Origin of the sequence: Mesorhizobium sp. (assembly GCF_004962245.1) — a bacterium.
In the GTDB taxonomy this organism is placed as follows: Bacteria; Pseudomonadota; Alphaproteobacteria; order Rhizobiales; family Rhizobiaceae; genus Mesorhizobium.
The window spans coordinates 36628-57275 of record NZ_SUHQ01000028.1; the positions used below are offsets into that span (position 1 = coordinate 36628).

24 protein-coding genes are annotated in these 20648 nt (G+C 61.9%); 22 read left to right on the plus strand and 2 right to left on the minus strand.

The features are described from left to right. Positions 1-10 precede the first annotated feature (10 nt). The 7 genes from fba to gph all read left to right on the plus strand — a co-directional run bounded on the left by fba (position 11) and on the right by gph (position 6030). Entirely contained in the window at positions 11-1090 is a 1080-nt protein-coding gene (gene fba / locus E5X88_RS25590; protein ID WP_292166196.1) for a class II fructose-bisphosphate aldolase, read from the plus strand. 36 nt (positions 1091-1126) lie between these two features. Continuing rightward, positions 1127-2605: a ribulose-bisphosphate carboxylase large subunit gene (locus E5X88_RS25595; protein WP_292166307.1), complete on the plus strand. Its 1479-nt coding sequence runs from the start codon at positions 1127-1129 to the stop codon at positions 2603-2605. A 17-nt stretch (positions 2606-2622) separates the two neighbouring features. Continuing rightward, positions 2623-3057, plus strand: coding sequence for a ribulose bisphosphate carboxylase small subunit (locus E5X88_RS25600; protein WP_127206186.1), 435 nt, complete (start codon positions 2623-2625; stop codon positions 3055-3057). A gap of 8 nt (positions 3058-3065) precedes the next feature. Further along, a complete protein-coding gene (gene cbbX / locus E5X88_RS25605) occupies positions 3066-4004 on the plus strand; it encodes a CbbX protein (RefSeq protein ID WP_292166199.1) in 939 nt (312 codons plus the stop codon). A gap of 62 nt (positions 4005-4066) precedes the next feature. Continuing rightward, positions 4067-4753, plus strand: a complete 687-nt coding sequence (rpe, locus tag E5X88_RS25610; RefSeq protein ID WP_292166201.1) for a ribulose-phosphate 3-epimerase — start codon at positions 4067-4069, stop codon at positions 4751-4753. 21 nt (positions 4754-4774) lie between these two features. Further along, positions 4775-5332: a thioredoxin family protein gene (locus E5X88_RS25615; RefSeq protein ID WP_292166203.1), complete on the plus strand. Its 558-nt coding sequence runs from the start codon at positions 4775-4777 to the stop codon at positions 5330-5332. Beyond that, on the plus strand, positions 5329-6030 hold the full coding sequence (gene gph, locus E5X88_RS25620) for a phosphoglycolate phosphatase (protein ID WP_292166205.1): 702 nt from the start codon (positions 5329-5331) through the stop codon (positions 6028-6030). The genes E5X88_RS25615 and gph overlap by 4 nt, the downstream gene beginning before the upstream one ends. Before the next feature lie 165 nt (positions 6031-6195). On the opposite strand, the gene E5X88_RS25625 is transcribed toward gph, so the two are convergent. Next, positions 6196-6576: a cytochrome c family protein gene (locus E5X88_RS25625; RefSeq protein WP_292166206.1), complete on the minus strand. Its 381-nt coding sequence runs from the start codon at positions 6574-6576 to the stop codon at positions 6196-6198. Between the two features lie 679 nt (positions 6577-7255). On the opposite strand from E5X88_RS25625, the gene E5X88_RS25630 reads away from it, so the two are divergent. The 6 genes from E5X88_RS25630 (at position 7256) to E5X88_RS25655 (ending at position 12009) form a co-directional block, all read left to right on the plus strand. After that, positions 7256-7465, plus strand: coding sequence for a hypothetical protein (locus E5X88_RS25630; RefSeq protein WP_292166207.1), 210 nt, complete (start codon positions 7256-7258; stop codon positions 7463-7465). Between the two features lie 40 nt (positions 7466-7505). Beyond that, complete coding sequence (locus E5X88_RS25635) at positions 7506-8510, plus strand: ABC transporter substrate-binding protein (protein WP_292166210.1); 1005 nt, start codon at positions 7506-7508, stop codon at positions 8508-8510. Continuing rightward, positions 8507-9334 (plus strand): ABC transporter permease, encoded by an 828-nt coding sequence (locus tag E5X88_RS25640; protein ID WP_292166212.1) that lies wholly within the window; start codon positions 8507-8509, stop codon positions 9332-9334. Before E5X88_RS25635 ends, E5X88_RS25640 begins: the two co-directional genes overlap by 4 nt. Then, positions 9303-10043 (plus strand): ATP-binding cassette domain-containing protein, encoded by a 741-nt coding sequence (locus E5X88_RS25645; RefSeq protein WP_292166308.1) that lies wholly within the window; start codon positions 9303-9305, stop codon positions 10041-10043. Before E5X88_RS25640 ends, E5X88_RS25645 begins: the two co-directional genes overlap by 32 nt. Before the next feature lie 33 nt (positions 10044-10076). Continuing rightward, positions 10077-11048, plus strand: a complete 972-nt coding sequence (locus tag E5X88_RS25650) for a quinoprotein relay system zinc metallohydrolase 2 (protein WP_292166215.1) — start codon at positions 10077-10079, stop codon at positions 11046-11048. A gap of 97 nt (positions 11049-11145) precedes the next feature. Beyond that, positions 11146-12009, plus strand: coding sequence for a quinoprotein dehydrogenase-associated SoxYZ-like carrier (locus E5X88_RS25655; RefSeq protein WP_292166217.1), 864 nt, complete (start codon positions 11146-11148; stop codon positions 12007-12009). Between the two features lie 51 nt (positions 12010-12060). Here the strand turns inward: E5X88_RS25655 and E5X88_RS25660 are convergent, their stop codons facing one another. Continuing rightward, positions 12061-12414, minus strand: coding sequence for a hypothetical protein (locus E5X88_RS25660; protein ID WP_292166219.1), 354 nt, complete (start codon positions 12412-12414; stop codon positions 12061-12063). 675 nt (positions 12415-13089) lie between these two features. Between E5X88_RS25660 and E5X88_RS25665 the strand changes: the two genes are divergently transcribed. The 9 genes from E5X88_RS25665 to pqqE all read left to right on the plus strand — a co-directional run bounded on the left by E5X88_RS25665 (position 13090) and on the right by pqqE (position 20646). Then, positions 13090-14991 carry a methanol/ethanol family PQQ-dependent dehydrogenase gene (locus E5X88_RS25665; RefSeq protein ID WP_292166221.1) on the plus strand — a complete coding sequence of 634 codons (1902 nt, stop codon included), beginning with the start codon at positions 13090-13092 and terminating at the stop codon, positions 14989-14991. 177 nt (positions 14992-15168) lie between these two features. Next, on the plus strand, positions 15169-15693 hold the full coding sequence (locus tag E5X88_RS25670; protein WP_292166222.1) for a c-type cytochrome, methanol metabolism-related: 525 nt from the start codon (positions 15169-15171) through the stop codon (positions 15691-15693). A gap of 1 nt (position 15694) precedes the next feature. Beyond that, positions 15695-16558, plus strand: a complete 864-nt coding sequence (locus tag E5X88_RS25675; RefSeq protein WP_292166223.1) for a substrate-binding domain-containing protein — start codon at positions 15695-15697, stop codon at positions 16556-16558. Positions 16559-16568: 10 nt separating this feature from the next. Beyond that, complete coding sequence (locus tag E5X88_RS25680) at positions 16569-17126, plus strand: PQQ-dependent catabolism-associated CXXCW motif protein (protein WP_292166224.1); 558 nt, start codon at positions 16569-16571, stop codon at positions 17124-17126. Between the two features lie 163 nt (positions 17127-17289). Then, on the plus strand, positions 17290-17385 hold the full coding sequence (locus tag E5X88_RS25685) for a pyrroloquinoline quinone precursor peptide PqqA (protein ID WP_101954564.1): 96 nt from the start codon (positions 17290-17292) through the stop codon (positions 17383-17385). Between the two features lie 156 nt (positions 17386-17541). After that, positions 17542-18480, plus strand: a complete 939-nt coding sequence (pqqB, locus tag E5X88_RS25690) for a pyrroloquinoline quinone biosynthesis protein PqqB (RefSeq protein WP_292166228.1) — start codon at positions 17542-17544, stop codon at positions 18478-18480. Then, positions 18477-19235 carry a pyrroloquinoline-quinone synthase PqqC gene (gene pqqC, locus E5X88_RS25695; RefSeq protein ID WP_292166229.1) on the plus strand — a complete coding sequence of 253 codons (759 nt, stop codon included), beginning with the start codon at positions 18477-18479 and terminating at the stop codon, positions 19233-19235. Before pqqB ends, pqqC begins: the two co-directional genes overlap by 4 nt. Beyond that, on the plus strand, positions 19232-19528 hold the full coding sequence (pqqD, locus tag E5X88_RS25700) for a pyrroloquinoline quinone biosynthesis peptide chaperone PqqD (protein WP_292166230.1): 297 nt from the start codon (positions 19232-19234) through the stop codon (positions 19526-19528). Before pqqC ends, pqqD begins: the two co-directional genes overlap by 4 nt. Continuing rightward, complete coding sequence (gene pqqE / locus E5X88_RS25705; protein ID WP_292166231.1) at positions 19525-20646, plus strand: pyrroloquinoline quinone biosynthesis protein PqqE; 1122 nt, start codon at positions 19525-19527, stop codon at positions 20644-20646. Before pqqD ends, pqqE begins: the two co-directional genes overlap by 4 nt. Positions 20647-20648 lie beyond the last annotated feature (2 nt).

A 20648-nucleotide genomic window follows, 5' to 3' on the forward strand; every position in this document is an offset into this window, starting at 1 on the left:
GAACCCGACAATGGCCCGCATCACCCTTCGCCAGCTTCTCGACCACGCCGCCGAGCACGGCTACGGCGTTCCGGCATTCAACATCAACAACATGGAACAGGGCCTCGCCATCATGGAGGCGGCCAAGGCTTGCGACGCGCCGGTCATCATCCAGGCCTCGCGCGGCGCCCGCTCCTATGCCAACGACATCATGCTGGCCAAGATGATGGAGGCGTTGACCGAAATGCATCCGGCCATTCCGCTTTGCATCCACCAGGATCACGGCAACAACGAAGCCACCTGCCTTTCGGCGATCCGCCACGGCTTCACCTCGGTGATGATGGACGGGTCACTGATGGCGGACGCCAAGACGCCGGCGAGCTACGAGTACAACGTCGCCATCACCGAGCGTGTCGCACGCATGGCGCATTGGGTCGGCGCTTCCGTCGAAGGCGAGCTCGGCGTGCTCGGCTCGCTGGAAACCGGCCAGGGCGAGGCCGAGGACGGGCACGGCGCCGAAGGCGCGCTTTCCCACGACCAGCTTTTGACCGATCCCGATCAGGCGGTCGACTTCGTCACCGCCACCCGGGTCGACGCGCTGGCGATCGCCTGCGGCACCTCGCACGGCGCCTACAAGTTCAGCCGCAAGCCCGACGGCGGCATCCTGGCCATGCAGGTGATCGAGGCGATCCACGAAAAGCTGCCCGACACGCATCTGGTCATGCATGGCTCTTCCTCGGTGCCGCAGGAACTGCAGGACATCATCAACAAGTATGGCGGCGCGATGCCCCAGACCTTTGGCGTTCCGGTCGAGGAGATCGAGCGCGGCATCCGCTACGGCGTGCGCAAGGTCAACATCGACACCGATTGCCGCATGGCCATGGCCGGGCAGTTCCGCCGCGTCGCGACGGAGGATCCGCGCGAATTCGATCCGCGCAAATTCCTGAAACCCGCCATGGACGCCTTGCGCGACCTGTGCCGCGATCGCTTCGAGCGCTTCGGCACCGCGGGCAACGCTTCGAAGATCAGGGTTATCGCCATGGACGAGATGGCGAAACGTTACGCCGCGGGAAAACTCGACCCGCATATCGCAACCGCGAAAGCCGCCTGAGCGGCAAACAGGAGACCTGTCATGAACAAGATCGACATGCCGTCAGCAGGCACGCTCAAGGAAGGCAAGGAACGCTACAAGTCGGGCGTCATCCCCTACAAGAAGATGGGCTACTGGGAGCCGGATTACCGGCCCAAGGAGACCGACCTGATCGCCATGTTTCGGATCACGCCGCAGCCCGGCGTCGATCACGAGGAGGCGGCCGCCGCTGTCGCCGGTGAATCCTCTACCGCGACATGGACCGTGGTCTGGACCGACAGGCTGACCGCTTGCGAGCTCTACCGCGCCAAGGCGTTCAAATCCGAACCGGTGCCGAACACAGGTCCCGGCACCAAGACCGAGCAGCAGTACTTCGCCTACATCGCCTACGATCTCGACCTGTTCGAGCCGGGCTCAATCGCCAACCTGACTGCATCGATCATCGGCAACGTGTTCGGCTTCAAGGCGGTCAAGGCCTTGCGGCTTGAGGACATGCGCATCCCGGTGGCATACCTCAAAACCTTCCAGGGCCCGGCGACCGGCATCGTGGTGGAACGCGAACGGCTCGACAAGTTCGGCCGGCCGCTGCTCGGCGCGACGACGAAGCCGAAGCTTGGCCTGTCAGGCCGCAACTACGGCCGCGTCGTCTACGAGGCGCTGAAGGGTGGCCTCGACTTCGTCAAGGACGACGAGAACATCAACTCGCAGCCCTTCATGCACTGGCGCGACCGCTTCCTCTACTGCATGGAGGCTGTGAACAAGGCGTCGGCCGCCACCGGCGAAGTCAAGGGCCATTATCTCAACGTCACCGCCGGCACGATGGAGGAGATGTACGAGCGCGCCGAATTCGCAAAACAGCTTGGCTCCTGCATCGTCATGATCGACCTGGTCATTGGCTATACGGCGATCCAGTCGATGGCAAAATGGGCACGCCGCAACGACATGATCCTGCACCTGCACCGCGCCGGCAACTCGACCTATTCGCGCCAGAAGAACCACGGCATGAATTTTCGGGTCATCTGCAAATGGATGCGGATGGCCGGCGTCGATCACATCCATGCCGGCACGGTGGTCGGCAAGCTGGAAGGCGACCCGCTGATGATCAAGGGGTTTTATGACACGCTGCGCGAGGAGCGCACGCCGCAGAATCTCGAAACCGGGCTATTCTTCGATCAGGAGTGGGCCTCGCTCAACAAGGTGATGCCCGTCGCCTCGGGCGGCATCCATGCCGGCCAGATGCACCAGCTGATCCATTATCTCGGCGAGGACGTCATCCTGCAGTTCGGCGGCGGCACGATCGGCCATCCGGACGGCATCCAGGCCGGCGCGACGGCCAATCGCGTCGCGTTGGAAGCGATGATCCTCGCGCGCAACGAGGGACGCGACTATCTGCGCGAAGGGACCAAGATCCTCGAACAGGCGGCCAGATGGTGCACGCCGCTGAAGGCGGCCCTGGAGACCTGGAAGGACGTCACCTTCAACTACGAATCGACCGACACGGCCGACTTCGTGCCAACCGCAACGCCCAGCTTCTAACGAAAGGAACCGTCGCCATGATGACCAATCCGGGAAACAAGGTCACGCAGGGACAGTTCTCGTTCCTGCCCGACCTGACCGATGAGCAGATTTCGGCGCAGATCAAATACGCCCTGAAAAACCACTGGGCGGTCAGCGTTGAGTACACAGACGATCCACATCCGCGAAACACCTATTGGGAAATGTACGGCAACCCGATGTTCGACCTGAAGGACCCGGCGGGCATCTTGCTTGAAGTCAACAATTGCCGGAAAGCCATGCCCAACATGTATGTCCGGGTCACCGCCTTCGATTCGACCAAGGGCTGGGAAGCGCCGCGCATGTCGTTCATCGTCAATCGGCCGCCCAACGAACCCGGGTTCCGGCTACTGCGCCAGGAGCGCGACGGCCGCAGCCAGGGCTATTCGATCGTGCCTTATGCGACCGACAGGCCCGAAGGCGAGCGGAGCTAGCCGAAACCATGCTGGACGCGATAGCAAAGGGCGCTGCCGCGCAGGACGAATCGGTTGATCTGCAGGCCGAGTTCGAGGCGTCTAACATTGACGAGGTGATGGACAAGCTCGACCGCGAACTCGTTGGCCTGAAGCCCATCAAGACCCGCATCCGCGAGATCGCGGCACTCCTTCTGGTCGACCGGCTTCGCCGCAAGTTCGGGCTAACCTCGGGCGCGCCGACGCTGCACATGAACTTTACGGGAAATCCCGGTACCGGAAAGACCACCGTGGCGCTGAGGATGGCCGAAATCCTGCATCGTCTCGGCTATGTCCGCGAAGGCCACATGGTCGCGGTGACGCGAGACGATCTCGTCGGCCAGTATGTGGGTCACACCGCGCCCAAAACCCGCGAAGTGATCAAGCGCGCCATGGGCGGGGTGCTTTTCATCGACGAGGCCTACTATCTCTACAAGCCCGAGAACGAACGCGACTACGGCCAGGAATCGATCGAAATCCTGCTGCAATGCATGGAAAACAACCGTGACGATCTGGTTGTGATTCTTGCCGGCTACAAGAACAAGATGGACCGCTTCTTCGACAGCAATCCGGGCATGCGCTCGCGCATCGCCCACCATCTCGATTTTCCCGACTACGGCGTCAGCGAGCTCAAATCGATCGCCGAGATCATGCTGGCAGAACAGAATTACCGTCTCAGCGAGGCGGCGGCCAAGGCGCTCGAAGAGTATCTCCCGATTCGCATGCGGCTGCCGCATTTCTCCAACGCTCGCTCGGTCCGCAATGGGCTCGACCGGGCGCGGCTTCGCCAGGCCAACCGGCTTTTCGCGTCGCGCGGCAGGGCGTTGACGAAAACCGACCTTATCACCATTGAGGAATCCGATATTCGCGGCAGCCGTGTGTTCGCGGAAGGTAAGCTCGAAGGCGAACCGGAGACAAAGGCGCGCTGACAAGATGACGCCGGTTGGTGTGCAGCGACCGGAGACAGAAGACAGAATGGGAGCCGACGACCATGGGTACTAAGACAATCATCGCGCCCTCGGTGCTTTCTGCGGATTTCTCGCGGCTCGGCGATGAGGTCGAAACTGTCGTCCGCGCGGGCGCCGACTGGATCCATCTCGACGTGATGGATGGCCATTTCGTGCCCAACATCACCTTCGGCCCGCCGGTGATCAAGGCGATCCGCGATCGAACGGACAAGGTCTTCGACTGCCACCTGATGATCGCGCCGGCCGACCCCTATCTCGCCGCTTTCGCCGATGCCGGCTGCGACATCATCACGGTGCATGCCGAAGCCGGGCCGCATCTCGACCGTTCGCTGCAGGCGATCAGGAATCTCGGCAAGAAGGCCGGCGTGTCGCTGAACCCGTCGACGCCGGAAAGCGTCATCGAATATGTGCTCGACCGGCTCGATCTGGTGCTTCTGATGACGGTCAATCCAGGCTTCGGCGGCCAGGCTTTCATTTCAGCAGTCATCGACAAGGTCAGGCGGGTCAAGGCAATGATCGGCAACCGTCCGATCGATATCGAGATCGACGGCGGCGTCACGCCCGAGACCGCGCCGCTGGTCACCGCGGCCGGCGCCAATGTGCTGGTCGCCGGCTCGGCCATCTTCAAGGGTGACACCGAGGCCGCCTATCGCGCCAATATAGGCGCCATCAGGCAGGCGGCCGACGGAGCGATCCGGAAAGCCGCGTAAACCTTTCATCGGAGGGCAAATATGGCGGCAATCCCACCTGTCTGCGATTTCGGCTGGCAAGCCGTCGATGCCGTCTTGCCCGGCGTCGACGGCAAATCCCATTCGATCTTCAGCCACGCCGGCCCGAACGGGCTGGTGGTGGCCTTTATCTGCAACCACTGCCCCTATGTGAAGGCGGTGATTTCACGCATCGTGCGCGATGCCAACGACCTCAAGGCGCAAGGCATCGGCTTTGTCGCGATCAACGCCAACGATGCCGACGCCTATCCGGATGATTCCTTCGACAACATGAAGCTCTTCGCCAGGGCGAACGACTTCACTTTCCCCTACCTCCACGACGAGCACCAGACGGTGGCGCGTGCCTATGGAGCCGTTTGCACGCCGGATTTCTTCGGGCTCAACAGCGAGTTGACGCTGCAATATCGTGGCCGGCTGGACGCGTCGCGACGAGACGCCGGACCGCCTGGGCTGAGGCGCGACCTGTTCGAGGCGATGAAGCAAATTGCCCGAACCGGCGACGGACCGCTCGACCAGATCGCCTCGATCGGCTGTTCGATCAAATGGAAGGATGCCGCATGAACGTGGGCGCGGGCAGGCCGTTTCGATCGCCAAAGGCGATCCTGTTCGATCTCGACGGCACGCTGGTCGATTCGGCGCCTGATATAACGGCCGCGGTCAACGAATTGCTGGCCGGCCACGATTTGCCGCCGCTGCGCCTGGATCAGGTCAAGGCGATGATCGGCGGCGGCATCAGGAAGCTGGTCGAACGGGCCTTCGCGGCTTCCGGATCGCCGCTTCTCGGCAATGCGCTCGATGAGGCCAACCGCGTCATGGCGCCGATCTATCGCAGACATCTGAACGGCCTGACGAGGCTGATGCCTGGCGTCAGGGAGGTTCTCACGCACTTCCACCTGAGCGGCATAGCCATGGGTGTTGTGACCAACAAGCCGCAGTTGGCGGCTCGCGAAATCCTGCTGCATTTTGGGCTGACGGAATATCTCGGCGCGATCGTCGGCGGAGACGCGGTGACATACATGAAACCGGCGCCCGACGCTCTGCTGCTGGCGCTCGATCAGCTTTGGGTCGAACCGCGTGACACGCTGATGGTCGGTGACAGCAGCGCCGACGTGGCCGCCGCGCGCGCCGCCGGCATGCCCGTCATCCTGCTGCGGGGCGGTTACACCCAAATTCCCGTTGAAGAGCTTGGCGCCGACCTCGTTTGCGGCAGCCTCCTCGATCTGCCTTCCGCGATGCGGAGGCTGCAGGACGCCGCCTGACCGGCGGCGTCTTGAACCTTTGTTTCATGCATGTCGTTGTCCCAAAACCGCTGCACACTTTTGGGCGACATGCATGAGGCGGGCGCCAGCCGAACGTTTCGAGCGGCCGGCGAAGTCGGGTTACTTCCACCGAAGAACCCGGTTCTTCCGCAGAAAGTAACCCCATTATTTGGAGAATTGCTTCAGGTAGGCGATGACGTTGGCGAGATCCTCGTCTTTCTTGAGGCCGGCAAACGCCATCTTCGTCCCTTTGATCATGGCCTTGGGATCTTTAAGGTAGGTCGTCAGCGTAGCGTCGTCCCATTTGACGCCGGATTCACCCGCCTCGGTCATGGCTTTGGAATATTTGAACCCCGGATGCGTGCCGGCCGTCCGGCCGATGACGCCGCTCAACGACGGGCCGACCTTGTTCTGGTCCTTGTCCACGACGTGACAGACCTTGCATTTGGTGAAGACCTTCTCACCCGCGGCGGCATCCTGTGCCTGGGATTGGTTCGTGATGAACGTCGCAACGGACACGACGGCGAAAAACGCGATTGCACGCATGGCATTTCCTCATTGATCGTCAGGGTGCCCTGGACGATTTGCGCATGCCGTTGTTTTGATCATCGGCATACGTCGTTTACGGCAGAGCGAAATCCGCTTCTCCCTTGTGAAGTTGCGGCACCTGCATCCTGGAGGCTACCCGGCAGATGAGGGATGTCAACCGCTACCCAAGTTCAAGGCAATCGCTTCAGACCAATTGCCGATCGTGGCGCCGTAGGCGAAGTTGCCGATCTCCCCCGCAAGGGGGGAGGCCGGATGCCGCGTCGGCTTTCGCCAACCACCAACGCTGGCACGCAGGCGGACAAGGGGCAGCGCAAACCTGAGGCGATTGCCTTGGTTGCCAGCCCGCGATCCGTGCCAGTTTGTTCTTGCTTTGTGCTCTCAGTTATGCTAGTAATTCAAGCACGGTGCTGACTTGCGCCAATACCCGCCCGCCGAGGCGGGTTTTTTGTTTTCAGGTTTCGGCGCCGTCCCTCACAGGGCTGCGAATCAACGGTTCCGGCAGTACCAGCTGATCCATTCGCCTTTTGTTGACGGCCATCGGGTGAACGCGTAGCCTCAAACCATTCCGGTTTTCCATGGGCACCTCGGGACTCCGGCAAGTGGTGATTTTGTCCAGGCTCGCGGATCGGGCCGGATCTCGCCGAAGCGGCGTCTTTAAACGCGCAAGAGGTGCTGAATGGATATGGTCGACCTCATATTGACGGTTTGCCTGATTGCCAATCCGGGCAACTGCCGAGACCAACATCTCTATTTCGAGAGCCGTGGCTCTCTGTTCCAATGTATGATGCTGGCGCCCAGCGAAATCGCGAAATGGTCGCAGGAACACCCGGGCCTCAAGGTCAAGCGCTGGAAATGCGCTTTCCCGAACAAGGACCGTGCGATCTGATCGGCGCCCCTGGCTCAGTACGGCCCCGGGAGGAGACATCATGATGATTTCGCGTCGAGGAACGCTCCGTCTGGCAGCTCTCGGAACAGCCGCGGCTCTCGTCTCAAGGCCCGCCTTCGCCACGGCCCCCTCCTCCGCCACCGCTAGGGTTCGCATTGGCGTGCTGAAGTTCGGCACCGTGAGCTGGGTGCTTGACACCATGAAACAACACAAGTTCGACGCGGCCAACGGCATCGATCTGGAGGTCGTCGATTTCGCCGGCGAGGACGCAACCAACGTCGCGATGCTGGCCGGGGCGATCGACATGATCGTGACCGACTGGCTGTGGGTTTCGCGCCAGCGCTCGGAAGGCGTCGACCTTACACTGGTCCCCTATTCGACCGCCGTCGGGGCGATCATGGTCAAGGAGGAATCGCCGATCCGGAGCATCGCCGATCTCAAGGGGAAAAAGATCGGCGTCGCCGGCGGGCCACTCGACAAGAGCTGGCTGCTGATCCAGGCGCTGGCCCGGCGCGATCACGGCCTCGACCTCCCGGCAACCGGCGATATCGTCTTTGGCGCGCCGCCGCTGATTTCGGAAAAGGCGAAGCAAGGCGAACTCGATGCGGTGCTCAATTTCTGGCATTTTTGCGCGCGGCTCGAGGCCAACGGCTTTCGTCGGCTGATCGGCGCGGACGATGCGGCGAAAGCGCTCGGGGCATCGGGCGCCGTGTCGGCGCTCGGCTACGTCTTCCATGACGAATGGGCGAACGAGAATCCGGACGCCGTCCGGGGCTTCATCAAGGCTTCCGCGCAGGCCAAGGACTTGCTGGCCAGATCCGACGATGAGTGGCTGCGCCTTGCGCCGATCGTCCGCGCGCAAGGCAAGGAATTAGCCAAACTGCGTGACCGCTATCGCGAGGGCATTCCCAGGCGGCCCATCGCCGAGGATGCGGCCGACGCGGGCAGGCTCTACCGCGTGCTGGCCGAGATCGGCGGCGAAAAGCTGGTCGGCAGCGCACCCGAGATGGCGCCCGGCACGTTCTGGCAGGAACTTCCGAAATGACCGCACCTGACACCGGTGATCGCACGCCTGGCGTTGCCGCCGGCATATCCAGCCAATCCGGCCTTGCGACGGCGGCGGCACCCGTGCTGACGATCGCGGTCTCTCTGCTCGGGCTTTGCCTGCTGTGGGGCCTTGCGGCAAATGCCTGGCCGAGCCGTGCCTTTCCCGGGCCGGGGCAGGTCTGGCAGGTGCTGCTCGCGGAGGCGGCGAACGGCGACCTTTTCTGCCATCTCGGCGCGACACTCGGCCGGGTTGCCGCGGCATACGTCATCGCGATGGTCTTCGGCTCGGTCATCGGCGTTCTCCTCGGCAGCTACCGCCGCGCGGACCGTTTCTTCAGCCCCTGGGTGATCCTGTTCCTCAACATCCCCGCGCTGGTGGTCATCGTGCTCGCCTACATCTGGTTCGGCCTCAACGAGGCGGCGGCGATCGGCGCGGTTGCCGTGAACAAGATCCCGAATGTCGTGGTGACCATGCGCGAAGGCGCCAGAGCGCTTGACCCGGGTTACGCCGAAATGGCCGCCGTCTACCGCTTCGGTCCCCTCGACCGCATCCGCCATGTCCTGCTGCCGCAACTGCAGCCCTATCTTGCCGCCGCCTCGCGGTCCGGCATCGCCCTCATCTGGAAGATCGTGCTGGTGGTCGAACTGCTCGGCCGCTCCAATGGTGTCGGCTTCCAGATCTATCTCTATTTCCAGCTCTTCGACGTCGCCGCCATTCTTGCCTACACGCTGGCTTTCGTGGCGGTGATGCTTGTCATCGAACTCCTTCTGGTGCAGCCCGTTGAACGACATGCAACCCGTTGGCGCCGCCGTCCCGCTTAGGGTCGACATCGCCGAAAAGATATTCAGGTCCGCGCAAGGCGTCTCGGTCACGGCGCTCCAGGACCTTTCATTCGAGGTCCGGCAAGGCGAATTCGCCTGCCTGCTCGGGCCATCGGGCTGCGGCAAGACCACGACGCTGCGCATCCTGCTTGGACTGGACAAGGACTTTTCCGGCTCCTTCCAACTGCCTGAAGGCGGCTCCAACCGGATCGCCGCCGTGTTCCAGGAACCGACCTTGCTGCCGTGGCGAACGGTCGAGCAGAATGTCAGGCTGGCGCTGCCGAAAGGTCTGAGAACGAAGAACCTCGACGGACTGTTCGACACGCTCGGCCTCGCCGGCATGCGCTCGCTCTATCCGGCGGAGCTTTCGCTCGGCCTTGCGCGCAGGGCGGCACTTGCCAGGGCCTTCGCCACCGAACCGGCGGTGCTTTTGCTGGACGAGCCGTTTGCCTCACTCGACGAACGGACCGCCGAGCGGCTTCGGCACCTGCTTTTGACCGTGTGGTCGGCGCGGCCCACGACCGCCCTGATGGTGACGCACAATCTGCGTGAGGCACTGATGCTGTCGGATCGCATCATCGTGCTGTCGCAGCGGCCAGCCCATGTGCTCGGCATGTTCGACGTAAGGCTGCCACGGCACTATCGCAATCCACAGGTGATGAGCGACCTTTTGCGGTCGTTCCACCAGAAATTTCCGGGCGTCGCCTGATCGCCCCCAGCAGTGCATATCGAGGGATTAGCCATGCCGATCGACAGGGTACGACGCAAGCTTGTGAACGGCTTCGCCTGCACCGCGGTCAGCGCCGCGGTGCTGCCTTGCTGTCTCGGGCGGGCCGCTCTCGCCGCTGCCGGCAGCCTTGAATTCAAGGTCGAGAAAGTCGCCGACGGCGTCTTCGCTTTCCGGGGCGTGGATGAATTGATGAGCGCCGCCAACCAGGGCGCGATCTCGAACCTGGGCGTCGTCGTCGGGACCGACGCCGTTGCCGTCATCGACAGCGGCGGCAGCCTGATCGAGGCGAACGCCTTCATCGCCGCGATCGGCAAAGTAAGCGCCAAGCCGGTTCGCTACCTGATCAACACCCACATGCACCCCGACCACATCTTCGGCAACGCGGCATTCCGGGAGATCGGCGCGACCATCGTCGGCCATCACAATCTGCCGCGCGCGCTCGAGGCGCGCGGCGCGTTCTACCTGCAGAGCTTTCGCGAACAGATCGGCGAAGCGCTCATGAAAGGGATCGAGATCATACCGCCGACCAGGCTGGTCGATGATCGCCTGCAACTCGACCTCGGCGGGCGCGTGCTCGAATTGCGGGCGTGGAAGGCGGCTCACACCGACAACGACCTGACCGTCTTCGACGGCGCGACCGGCACGCTGTTTGCCGGCGATCTTGTTTTCGTGGGGTCCTTGCCGACGCTCGACGGATCGCTGCTCGGCTGGCTCCGCCAGATGGATGCGCTCGCCGCGATCGGCGCCGCGCGCGTCGTGCCGGGTCATGGTCCCGTGCCGGCCGACTGGCCGCAGGCGCTGACGGCGGAGCGGCGCTATTTCGAGGTTCTGGCGCATGATATTCGCAAGGCGATCGCCGACGGGAGGCCGCTCAGCGAGGCGGTCAAGACCGCTGGCCGCAGCGAACGGGGCAATTGGCGTCTGTTCGACGACTACAATGAGCGCAATGCAACGGCCGCTTTTGCCGAACTCGAATGGGAATAGATCGCACCGGCAGGCGTTATTTGCCAACGCATCGTCAAAGGCATATCCTTGACAACAGCCTGGGCACCACCTCTCTGACATTGGTGGAGGCATCGAAATGCAAGACCACGCTTACCGGAGCCGGCAGCCCACCTTGCCGCTCGCAGCCATCTTCGCCGCGATCATCCTGGCCGTCGGCACGTTCCTTGGCTCCTCCGGGGCCGCCGACGCGCAGCAAGCAACCGCATCTTCGGACAGTATCTGGCAGGATTTGAAAGGCGACGTGTTCGGCGACCGGGCAATTCTGGTCGATACCGGCGTCGTCAGGATCGAGGCGCCGAAGCGGGCGCAGGATGCCGCCATCGTCCCCGTCGACATCTATATCGACCTCGACAAGGCGCCCGACGGCGTCAAATCCGTCACCTTGATCATCGACGTCAATCCGGCACCGGTGGCGGCGGCGTTCCAGATCGGCAAGGACGCCGGCGTGACGCATCTGTCGACGCGCGTGCGCGTCAACGACTATTCCTATTTGCGTGCCATTGCAGAGACGCAGGGCGGCGAGCTTCACATGGCCCAGACCTTCGTCAAGGCGTCAGGCGGATGCTCCGCCCCGGCGGTCAAGAACCAGGACGAGGCGATGGCGACGATGGGGCAGATGAAGCTGCGCCAATTCCCGCCTCAAGAGACGATGACAAAGGCACAGGAATTGCAGTTGATGATCCGGCACCCGAACAATTCGGGCCTGCAGCGGAATCCGCTGACCCAGTATTTCATCCCCGCGCATTTTGTTCAGAAACTGTCGATCTCGCAGGCAGACCGGCCGATCCTCTCGATGGAAGGCGGAATATCGATTTCGGAAGACCCCAATTTCCGGTTCGACTTCAAGGCGCACGGCAATGGCGAAATCCAGGTCGAAGCGATCGATACGGATGGCAAGGTATTTCGCGATCAATGGCCACTGGAGGCTACCGGGCTCTGAAGCCTCAAAACCGCATGCAGCGGTTGTCCCGTCGCCCGCCTTACCAGGACCCTAAAAGCAGCGCACGTCGGCTTCCGCCTGCGCGCGCTTCAGTTCCGTGCTGGCGGCTCTCGCCGGCGCGCTTTCACGAAACAGTCCCGAGCGCTCCCCTGTCGTCAGGGACATGCTCTTGAAGGTTTCGGCCTTTTCATAATGGTCGAAGGGAAGGATCGAGGCGATGACGTCGATCGAGCAGGAACAGCTCTCCAGCGCCTGGCGTGTGTGGCCGTTCGTCTGCATGCAGCCGAGCACATAGTCGACGACCGTGGCTGTCGGGTAGTCTCCGGCGGCGCCCGCCGGATTTGCGAAGGCCAGGGCCGATGTGAGCAACAGCGGCAAGGTCGAAAAGCCGACATATCTAATCATGGGGAACCCTCCGATTGGCCTGGACGCGATAGATCGAACCCGATGGATCGAGACAGGATCACCGCACCAGTTGGCCTCGTGCCACCACGCCCGTCAAGTTCTCACGCTGGCCATATAGTACCAAAGGAGCAGGGCCGTACCGGCCGGCAAAAGGCCTCCCCAACAGCACGATCATCCGCTCCGAATCCTGGTGTTTGACCTTCATTTCATGCCTCTCTCACTATCGGCACCCGGAGCGACGCGCGCATACTTGATGTCATACGACCCAATGAATATTCCCAAATATAAACCAATACATTCTGCCCAAAAAATACGCAAAATTGGACAATTTATATAAATCCATCATAGACCACAGTCAATCAATAGCTTTCCGTATGAGTTTTTTCATATCTATTTCTCTATATTGCAGTGCAACATAGTCGGAAGTGATTTTTCTTGCCTTCCGCCTGGGGATGACATAGCTTCATCCTGTTTCCGGCTTCAAGGGCGTCACCGTCATTAGGGAGCGGCGACTGTCTTTCGTAGGCCAAGTGGGGTGGGCAGTAACGGTGCCCTCTGCTCATCTGGCTTAGGTCGTGACACGCTGCCGGAAATACTTCCCCCACATGAATCGCTTGGGCAAGCCCTCGTGGGCTCAACGGACGATTCGTCATTGTGAACCCTGGGAGGACTTTGATGCGTGTATTTGCGAAAACTGCCTACCTACTAACGACCGCGGCGCTCATGTCGTTCGGCGCGGTCCACATGGCATCGGCCAATGAAGAGCTGATGAAAATGGCCGAAAACCCCAAGGACTGGGTGATGCAGACGGGTGACTACGCCAACACCCGCTTTTCCAAGCTTAACCAGATCACCAAGGACAACGTGAAGAACCTGCAGGTCAAGTGGACCTTCTCCACCGGCGTGCTGCGCGGCCATGAAGGCGGGCCGCTGATCATCGGCGATGTGATGTATGTCCACGCGCCGTTCCCGAACACAGTCTACGCTCTCGATCTCAACAATGATGGAAAGATCCTCTGGAAATACGAACCCAAGCAAGACCCGAATGTCATTGCGATCATGTGCTGCGACACGGTCAACCGTGGCGTCGCCTATGGTGACGGCAAGATCATTCTCAACCAGGCCGACACCACCGTCGTCGCGCTTGACGCCAAGACCGGCAAGGTCGTCTGGTCGGTCAAGAACGGCGATCAGACCGACGGCGGAAAGGGCGAATCCGGCACGTCGGCGCCCGTAGTCGTCAAGGACAAGGTGCTCGTCGGCGTCTCCGGCGCTGAATTCGGCGTTCGCGGCTGGTTGGCCGCCTACAATCTGTCAGACGGCAAGCTCGCCTGGAAAGCCTATTCGGAAGGTCCGGACGCAGACACCCTGATCGATCCCGAAAAGACCACCCATCTCGGCAAGCCTGTCGGAAAGGATTCCGGCACGAACACCTGGGAAGGCGAACAGTGGAAGACAGGCGGCGGCACGACGTGGGGATGGTATTCCTATGATCCCAAGCTGAACCTGGTTTACTATGGCACCGGCAACCCCTCGACATGGAACCCGGTCCAGCGCCCCGGCGACAATCGCTGGTCGATGACGATCATGGCTCGCGATGCGGATACTGGTGTTGCCAAATGGCTCTACCAGATGACCCCGCATGACGAGTGGGATTTTGACGGCATCAACGAGATGATTCTCGTCGACGGCATGGAGGTCAACGGTGCCAAGCACGACGTGCTGGTGCATTTCGACCGCAATGGCTTTGCCTACACCATGGATCGCGCCACTGGCGAACTTCTCGTCGCCAAGAAATACGATCCGGCAGTGAACTGGGCGACGGAAGTCAACATGGACCCCAACAGCGACCAGTATGGTCGCCCGCAGGTCGTGGCCAAATATTCGACCCAGCAGAATGGCGAAGACACCAACACGACGGGCATCTGCCCGGCGGCGCTTGGAACCAAGGACCAGCAGCCGGCGGCCTATTCGCCGAAGACCGGCCTGTTCTATGTGCCGACAAACCATGTCTGCATGGACTATGAGCCCTACAAGGTGAGCTACACCGCCGGCCAGCCCTACGTGGGCGCAACCGTGTCGATGTATCCTCCCCCCGGAGGCGACGGCAACATGGGCAACTTCATTGCCTGGGATGCTGCCAAGGGCGAGATCGTCTGGTCCAAGCCCGAGCAGTTCTCGGTGTGGTCGGGCGCTCTGGCAACCGACGGCGACGTCGTCTTCTATGGCACGCTCGAAGGCTACATCAAGGCGGTCGATCATGACGGCAACGAACTCTACAAGTTCAAGACTCCGTCCGGCATCATCGGCAACATCACGGCCTACGAGCATGGCGGCAAGCAGTATATCGCCGTTCTGTCCGGCGTCGGCGGCTGGGCCGGTATCGGTCTGGCAGGCGGACTGCTTTCGCCCGATAACGCCGCTGCCTGGCATGGCGCCGTCGATCAGGGCCGTGCGCAAGGCGACGAGGCCGCGGTCGTCGGGACTGCTGGTCTGGGTGCGGTCGGTGGCTACGCCGCACTTGCCGACTACACGACGCTGGGCGGCCAGCTCACCGTCTTCGGTCTTCCGGACTGATACGGGAACCTTAGGCACGCCGCGGGTCTTGTAAAAGACCAAGGCTTGAAAAACGAGAGCCCGGATCACCGGGAAGCCAGGACCGGGCTCTCGATTTCGCCACGCACCCAAAACATCGATCCATGCCGCTTCATGACAGCAAAACCCGTGTTCGTGGCAAATGAAGAAAGAGTTTGAATGTCTGTTCGCATCGTAATCTCCGCTCTCGTCCTGGCCCTGCTGCCTCTGGCAAGCTCAAGTCTCGCGCAAGCCGAGGACAGCGCGGAAAAAGCCAAGGCGGTGACTGAAGAAAACGGCAAGTATTTCGACGCGGACGGAAATCCGACCTACAAGATCGAAAACGGCACCGTGGATTGGTATACGTTCAGCGGTTACCGCCGCTATCACTCCGATTGCCACGTCTGTCACGGACAGGACGGCACAGGTTCGACCTATGCGCCGGGCCTGGTCAACAGCCTGAAAACCATGGATTACCCCACGTTCCTTTCGATCGTCGCCGAAGGCCGCAAGAATGTCGGTGGCGGCAAGGAGAACGTCATGCCCGCCTTTGGCGACAACAAGAACGTCTATTGCTACATGGACGATCTCTACGTCTATCTGCGTGCCCGCGCCGACGGTACGGCGCCCCGCGGCAGGCCGCCAAAGAAAGCAGACAAGCCACAGGCAGCGAAGGATGCCGAGGCATCCTGTATGGGTGGATGACATGATCAGCCGCGATGCATCGAAGCTGCGCGTTGTCCTGCCGATCCTCGGCGCGCTCGCCTTGTTGCCGTCGAACGCCCAGGCGCAAGGCGCCGGCCTTGGCGCCGCGGGAGAGTTGGTCGACCCCGACATTCTGCGCGTCTGCGCCGATCCTTCGAACATGCCCTTCACCGACAAGAGCGGCGAAGGCTTCGAAAACAAGCTGGCCGAACTGGTTGCCGCGAAAACCGGTCGGAAGTCCGTCGCCTACACATGGTTTCCCATTGTCGCCGGCTTCGTGCGCAACACGCTGGCGGCCAACCGATGCGACATCGTCATGGGCTATGCCCAGGGCGATGAACTGGTGCAGAACACCAACGCCTACTACCGCTCCTCCTACGTGCTGGTGCACCCGAAGGGCAAGGGCATGGAAGGCGTCGAGACGATCGAGGATCCGAAACTCATCGGCAAGAGGATCGGTGTCGTCGAAAGCACGCCGCCGACGGCCAACATGGCCGCCAACAAGCTCTTGCGAACGGCAAAAATCTATCCGCTGGCGGTGGATACGCGCTTCACCCCTTCCATGGGGGAGGTCATGATCAAGGACATGCTCGCCGGCAAGATCGACGCGGCGATCATGTGGGGGCCGATGGCGGGCTATTATGCCAAGGAACTCGGCGCCGATCTCACGATCGTTCCGCTGGTGAAGGAGAAGACCGGTTCGCGCATGTCCTACCGCATCACGATGGGCGTGCGTCCATCCGACCAGGAATGGAAGCGGACGCTCAATCGGGTGATCAGGGAAAACCAGGCGGAGATCAACAGGATCCTGCTCGACTACAATGTGCCGCTGATCGACGAACACGACAATCCGATCACGCAATGACGAAACCGGTATGAAGGGAAAGGAGACGATTTTGCTGGTCGCGGCGAGCCTTCTGGGTCTGACCGAACCGATGTGGGCTGGCGATATTGCCGAACCCGGCGGCTACCGGATGGACGAATACCGGGCGCCGGTGCCGCAGACGCTGCAAGGCGCCAGGGTGGTGACGACGGCGGAAGCGGAGGCGCTGTGGCGGGAGAAGAAGGCCGTGTTCTTCGACGTCATGCCGAACACGCCGAAGCCGGCCAATCTGCCGGCAGGAACGATCTGGAGAGAGACGACCAGAAAGGACATTCCAGGCAGCATCTGGCTGGCCAATGTCGGTTACGGCGCTATCTCCGAGGAGACCGCCAGCTATTTTCGCCAGGGCCTCGCGGCCGAAGCCGGTGCCGACAAGTCGCGCGCGATCGTGTTCTACTGCATGACGAATTGCTGGATGTCCTGGAATGCCGCGAAACGGGCCGTCGAATGGGGCTACAGTTCGGTGATCTGGTATCCGCCCGGCGCCGATGGATGGGAACGTGCAAACCTTCCGCTGGAGGAGAAGAAGCCTTACGTGATCAGCAATTGAGCATGAGCATTGTTATTTCGGTCGTCTTATTTTTGGACTTTTCAGAACCTATCGTTTCATTTGTCCATTTGAGACTTGATGGACGAGCCATTGCAATGGTGCCCAGCAATGGTTGACTGAAAAAAGATCGGCCCCTTCGGGCTGGTAGAAGAGGAGAAATGCCATGAAGAAGAGCTGGACAAAACCGACCATGTGCCAGGTTGCTGCGGGCTTCGAAATTTCGCGGTATCTGCCTGCTGAAATTCCTCCCAAGAAGTAGCCCGCAGAGGTGCGTGTCCCTGGCAACGGGGGCACGCACTCCCTTGCCGCGCGAGGTCTTCTTGGTGAAAGGCTTTGACGCGTCCGATACGGGCGCGAAGCCATTCACGGTCGAAAATTTCCTGCCGGTTGAACAAGCCGCAGGGCGGGTGTTGCAATGCGCTTGAAGATCATCGGCTCGGCGGCAGGCGGCGGCTTTCCGCAATGGAACTGCAATTATCGCCTGAGCCGCGCGGCTCGCACCGGAATGGCTGGCGTGCATTCGCGAACCCAGTCAAGCATTGCCGCATCGGCGGATGGGGTCGGCTGGGTTCTCTTCAACGCCTCGCCCGATATGCGCCAGCAGATTGCGCAAACGCCTGAATTGCAGCCCGCACACGATGCGCCGCTGCGTTCGACGCCTATCCGCGCGGTGGTGCTGACCAATGCCGATGTCGATCATGTCGCCGGCCTGCTCAGCCTGCGTGAGCGGCAGCCTTTCGCCATCTATGCAACGACACAGGTTCTGGCGACGCTGGAGGCGAATTCGATTTTCAATGTTCTCGATCCGGCGCTCGTGCCGCGACGCACCTTGCCGCCAACCAAGGAGCTGGCGATCTGCGATGCGGACGGCCATGACACCGGCGTGGCTGTCGAGAGCTTTCCCGTGCCCGGGAAGATAGCGCTCTATCTCGAGGAAAGAGGCCATCCGGATGCCAATTTCAGCTCCGATTCCGGCGACACGATCGGCGTCCGCATCGCCGGCGCCGGCAGTCGCGGCTCCGTCTTCTATATCCCGGGCTGCGCGCGCATCGATGCAGCCCTGCGCACACGTCTGGCCGATGCCGCCTGCCTCCTGTTCGACGGCACGGTCTACACCGACGACGAGATGGTTACTGCCGGTGTTGGCCAGAAAACCGGTGCGCGCATGGGCCATCTGGCGATGTCGGGAGACGCGGGTTCGATCGCCGGCCTGGCCGATGTGAAGATCGGCCGCCGTGTCTTCGTCCACATCAACAACACCAATCCTGTTCTCGACGAGAATTCTGCCGAACACGCAGCGGTCAAAGCGGCTGGCTGGGAAGTCGCCCGCGATGGAATGGAGATGGAATTTTGAGCGATTTTCACGACGCGGCCAGAAACGGCCTGTCCTCCAGCGAGCTCGAAGCCGTGCTGCGGCAGGTCGGAGCCGAGCGCTATCACAACCGTCATCCTTTCCATCACAGGATGACCAGCGGTGCGCTGTCGAGGGTCGAGATGCAGGCTTGGGCGCTGAACCGTTATTGCTACCAGGCTGTCATCCCGCGCAAGGACGCCATGATCCTCGCACGTGCCGAGGACCCGGCGTTTCGCGCCGCCTGGCGCAAACGCATCGAGGACCATGACGGCGAGGACGGCTGGAGCGGCGGTATCGCGCGCTGGCTGCATCTGGCGACCTCGCTCGGTCTCGATGCCGATGCGGTGAAGAGCGAAAGGCTGGCGCTGCCGGCGACGCGTTTCGCGGTCGGCGCTTATCTCTCCTTCTGCACGAACCGGACGCTGTTCGAGGCGGTCGCGTCGTCGCTGACCGAGATGTTCTCGCCGGTCATCATCGGCGAGCGGGTGCCGGCGATGCTGGCCAAATATGATTACATCACCGAGGATACGCTGGCTTATTTCAAGCGACGACCCGAGCAGGCCTCGCGCGACGCCGACTTCGCCCTCGCCTACGTGCTTAGCCATGCCGACACGGCGGAACGCCAGCAGCAGGCAATCGATGCATTGGTGTTCAAATGCGATATACTGTGGGCCATGCTCGATGCGCTCCAACACGCCTATGGTGAGCCGGGAAACATCCCGCCGGGCGCCTTTCATCCAGAGGCAGCCCGATGATGGCGCTGCGCGAAAGATCCCTGGTGTCGCCGCGGTCGGTGCCGTCCCTGCCGAAGCACGTGCGCCTGCAGTACGACCCCGTGCGGCAGGCATTCGCCGTGCTTTCGCCGGAAAAGGTGTTCTGGCCGAACGACATCAGTCTCGACATATTGCGCCGCTGCGATGGACGATCCACGGTCGGCCACATCATTGCCGGCCTTGCCGTGGAGTATGACGCTGAACAGGAGGCCGTGGCGGCCGACGTCATTGCCTTTCTGCAGGAATGGTCGGACAAGCTTTTGGTCAAGCTATGAGCGAGCCCCTTCTCCCTCCGATCGGCATGCTGGCGGAACTGACGCATCGCTGCCCGCTGCAATGCCCTTATTGCTCCAATCCGCTCGAATTGCTGAAAGCCAATCGCGAACTCGATACGCAGACCTGGCTCGACCTGTTCTCGCAGGCCGCCGATCTCGGCATTCTCCAGGTGCATCTGTCCGGCGGTGAGCCGACGCTGCGCCGCGACCTCGAGCAATTGATCGCCGGGCTTTCGGCGCGCGGCGTCTACACCAATTTGATCACCGCCGGCGTCGGCATTGCCGAAGGTCGCATCGAGGCGTTTGCCGAAGCCGGGCTCGACCATCTGCAACTGAGCTTTCAAGGCGCACGGCCGGCGACCACCGACCGCATCGGCAACCACAAAGGCGGCCACGAAAAGAAGCTGGAGACGGCACGCCGCGCGCGCGCGGCCGGCCTGCCGCTGACCATCAACGCGCCGATTCATCGCCACAACATCGAGGAAGTGCCGGAATTCATCGATCTCGCCCTTTCGCTGGGCGCGGAGCGGCTCGAGATTGCCAACGTGCAGTATGCCGGCTGGGCGCTGACCAATCGCGATCAACTGATGCCCGAGCGTGCCGCGGTCGACCGGCAGGCGGAGATCGTCGCGGCGGCGCGCGAACGGCTGACCGGCATCATGAACATCGATTTCGTCCCGCCGGATTATTTCGCCATCTATCCCAAGCCGTGCATGGGCGGCTGGGCGCGCGACGCCTTCATGGTGACGCCGGACGGCACCGTGCTGCCATGCCATGCCGCACAGACCATCCCGTCGCTCAGCTTCGAGCGTTTTGGACCACGCAGCCTGGCCGAGATCTGGATAGATTCACCGGCATTCAATGCCTTTCGCGGCACGGACTGGATGCAGCAGCCCTGCCGCAGCTGCGAACGGCGTGAAATCGACTGGGGCGGCTGCCGCTGCCAGGCGATGGCGATCGCCGGCGATGCCGCCGCGACGGACCCGGCTTGCGAGAAATCGCCGATCCATGCGCGCATGGCGATGCTGATCGACGAAGCCCAGCGTGCTGCAGCAGATCCCTCGAAGGACGAACAATTCGTCTACCGGCGGATCGGCGTCGTGACCGAGCCCGCCTGACG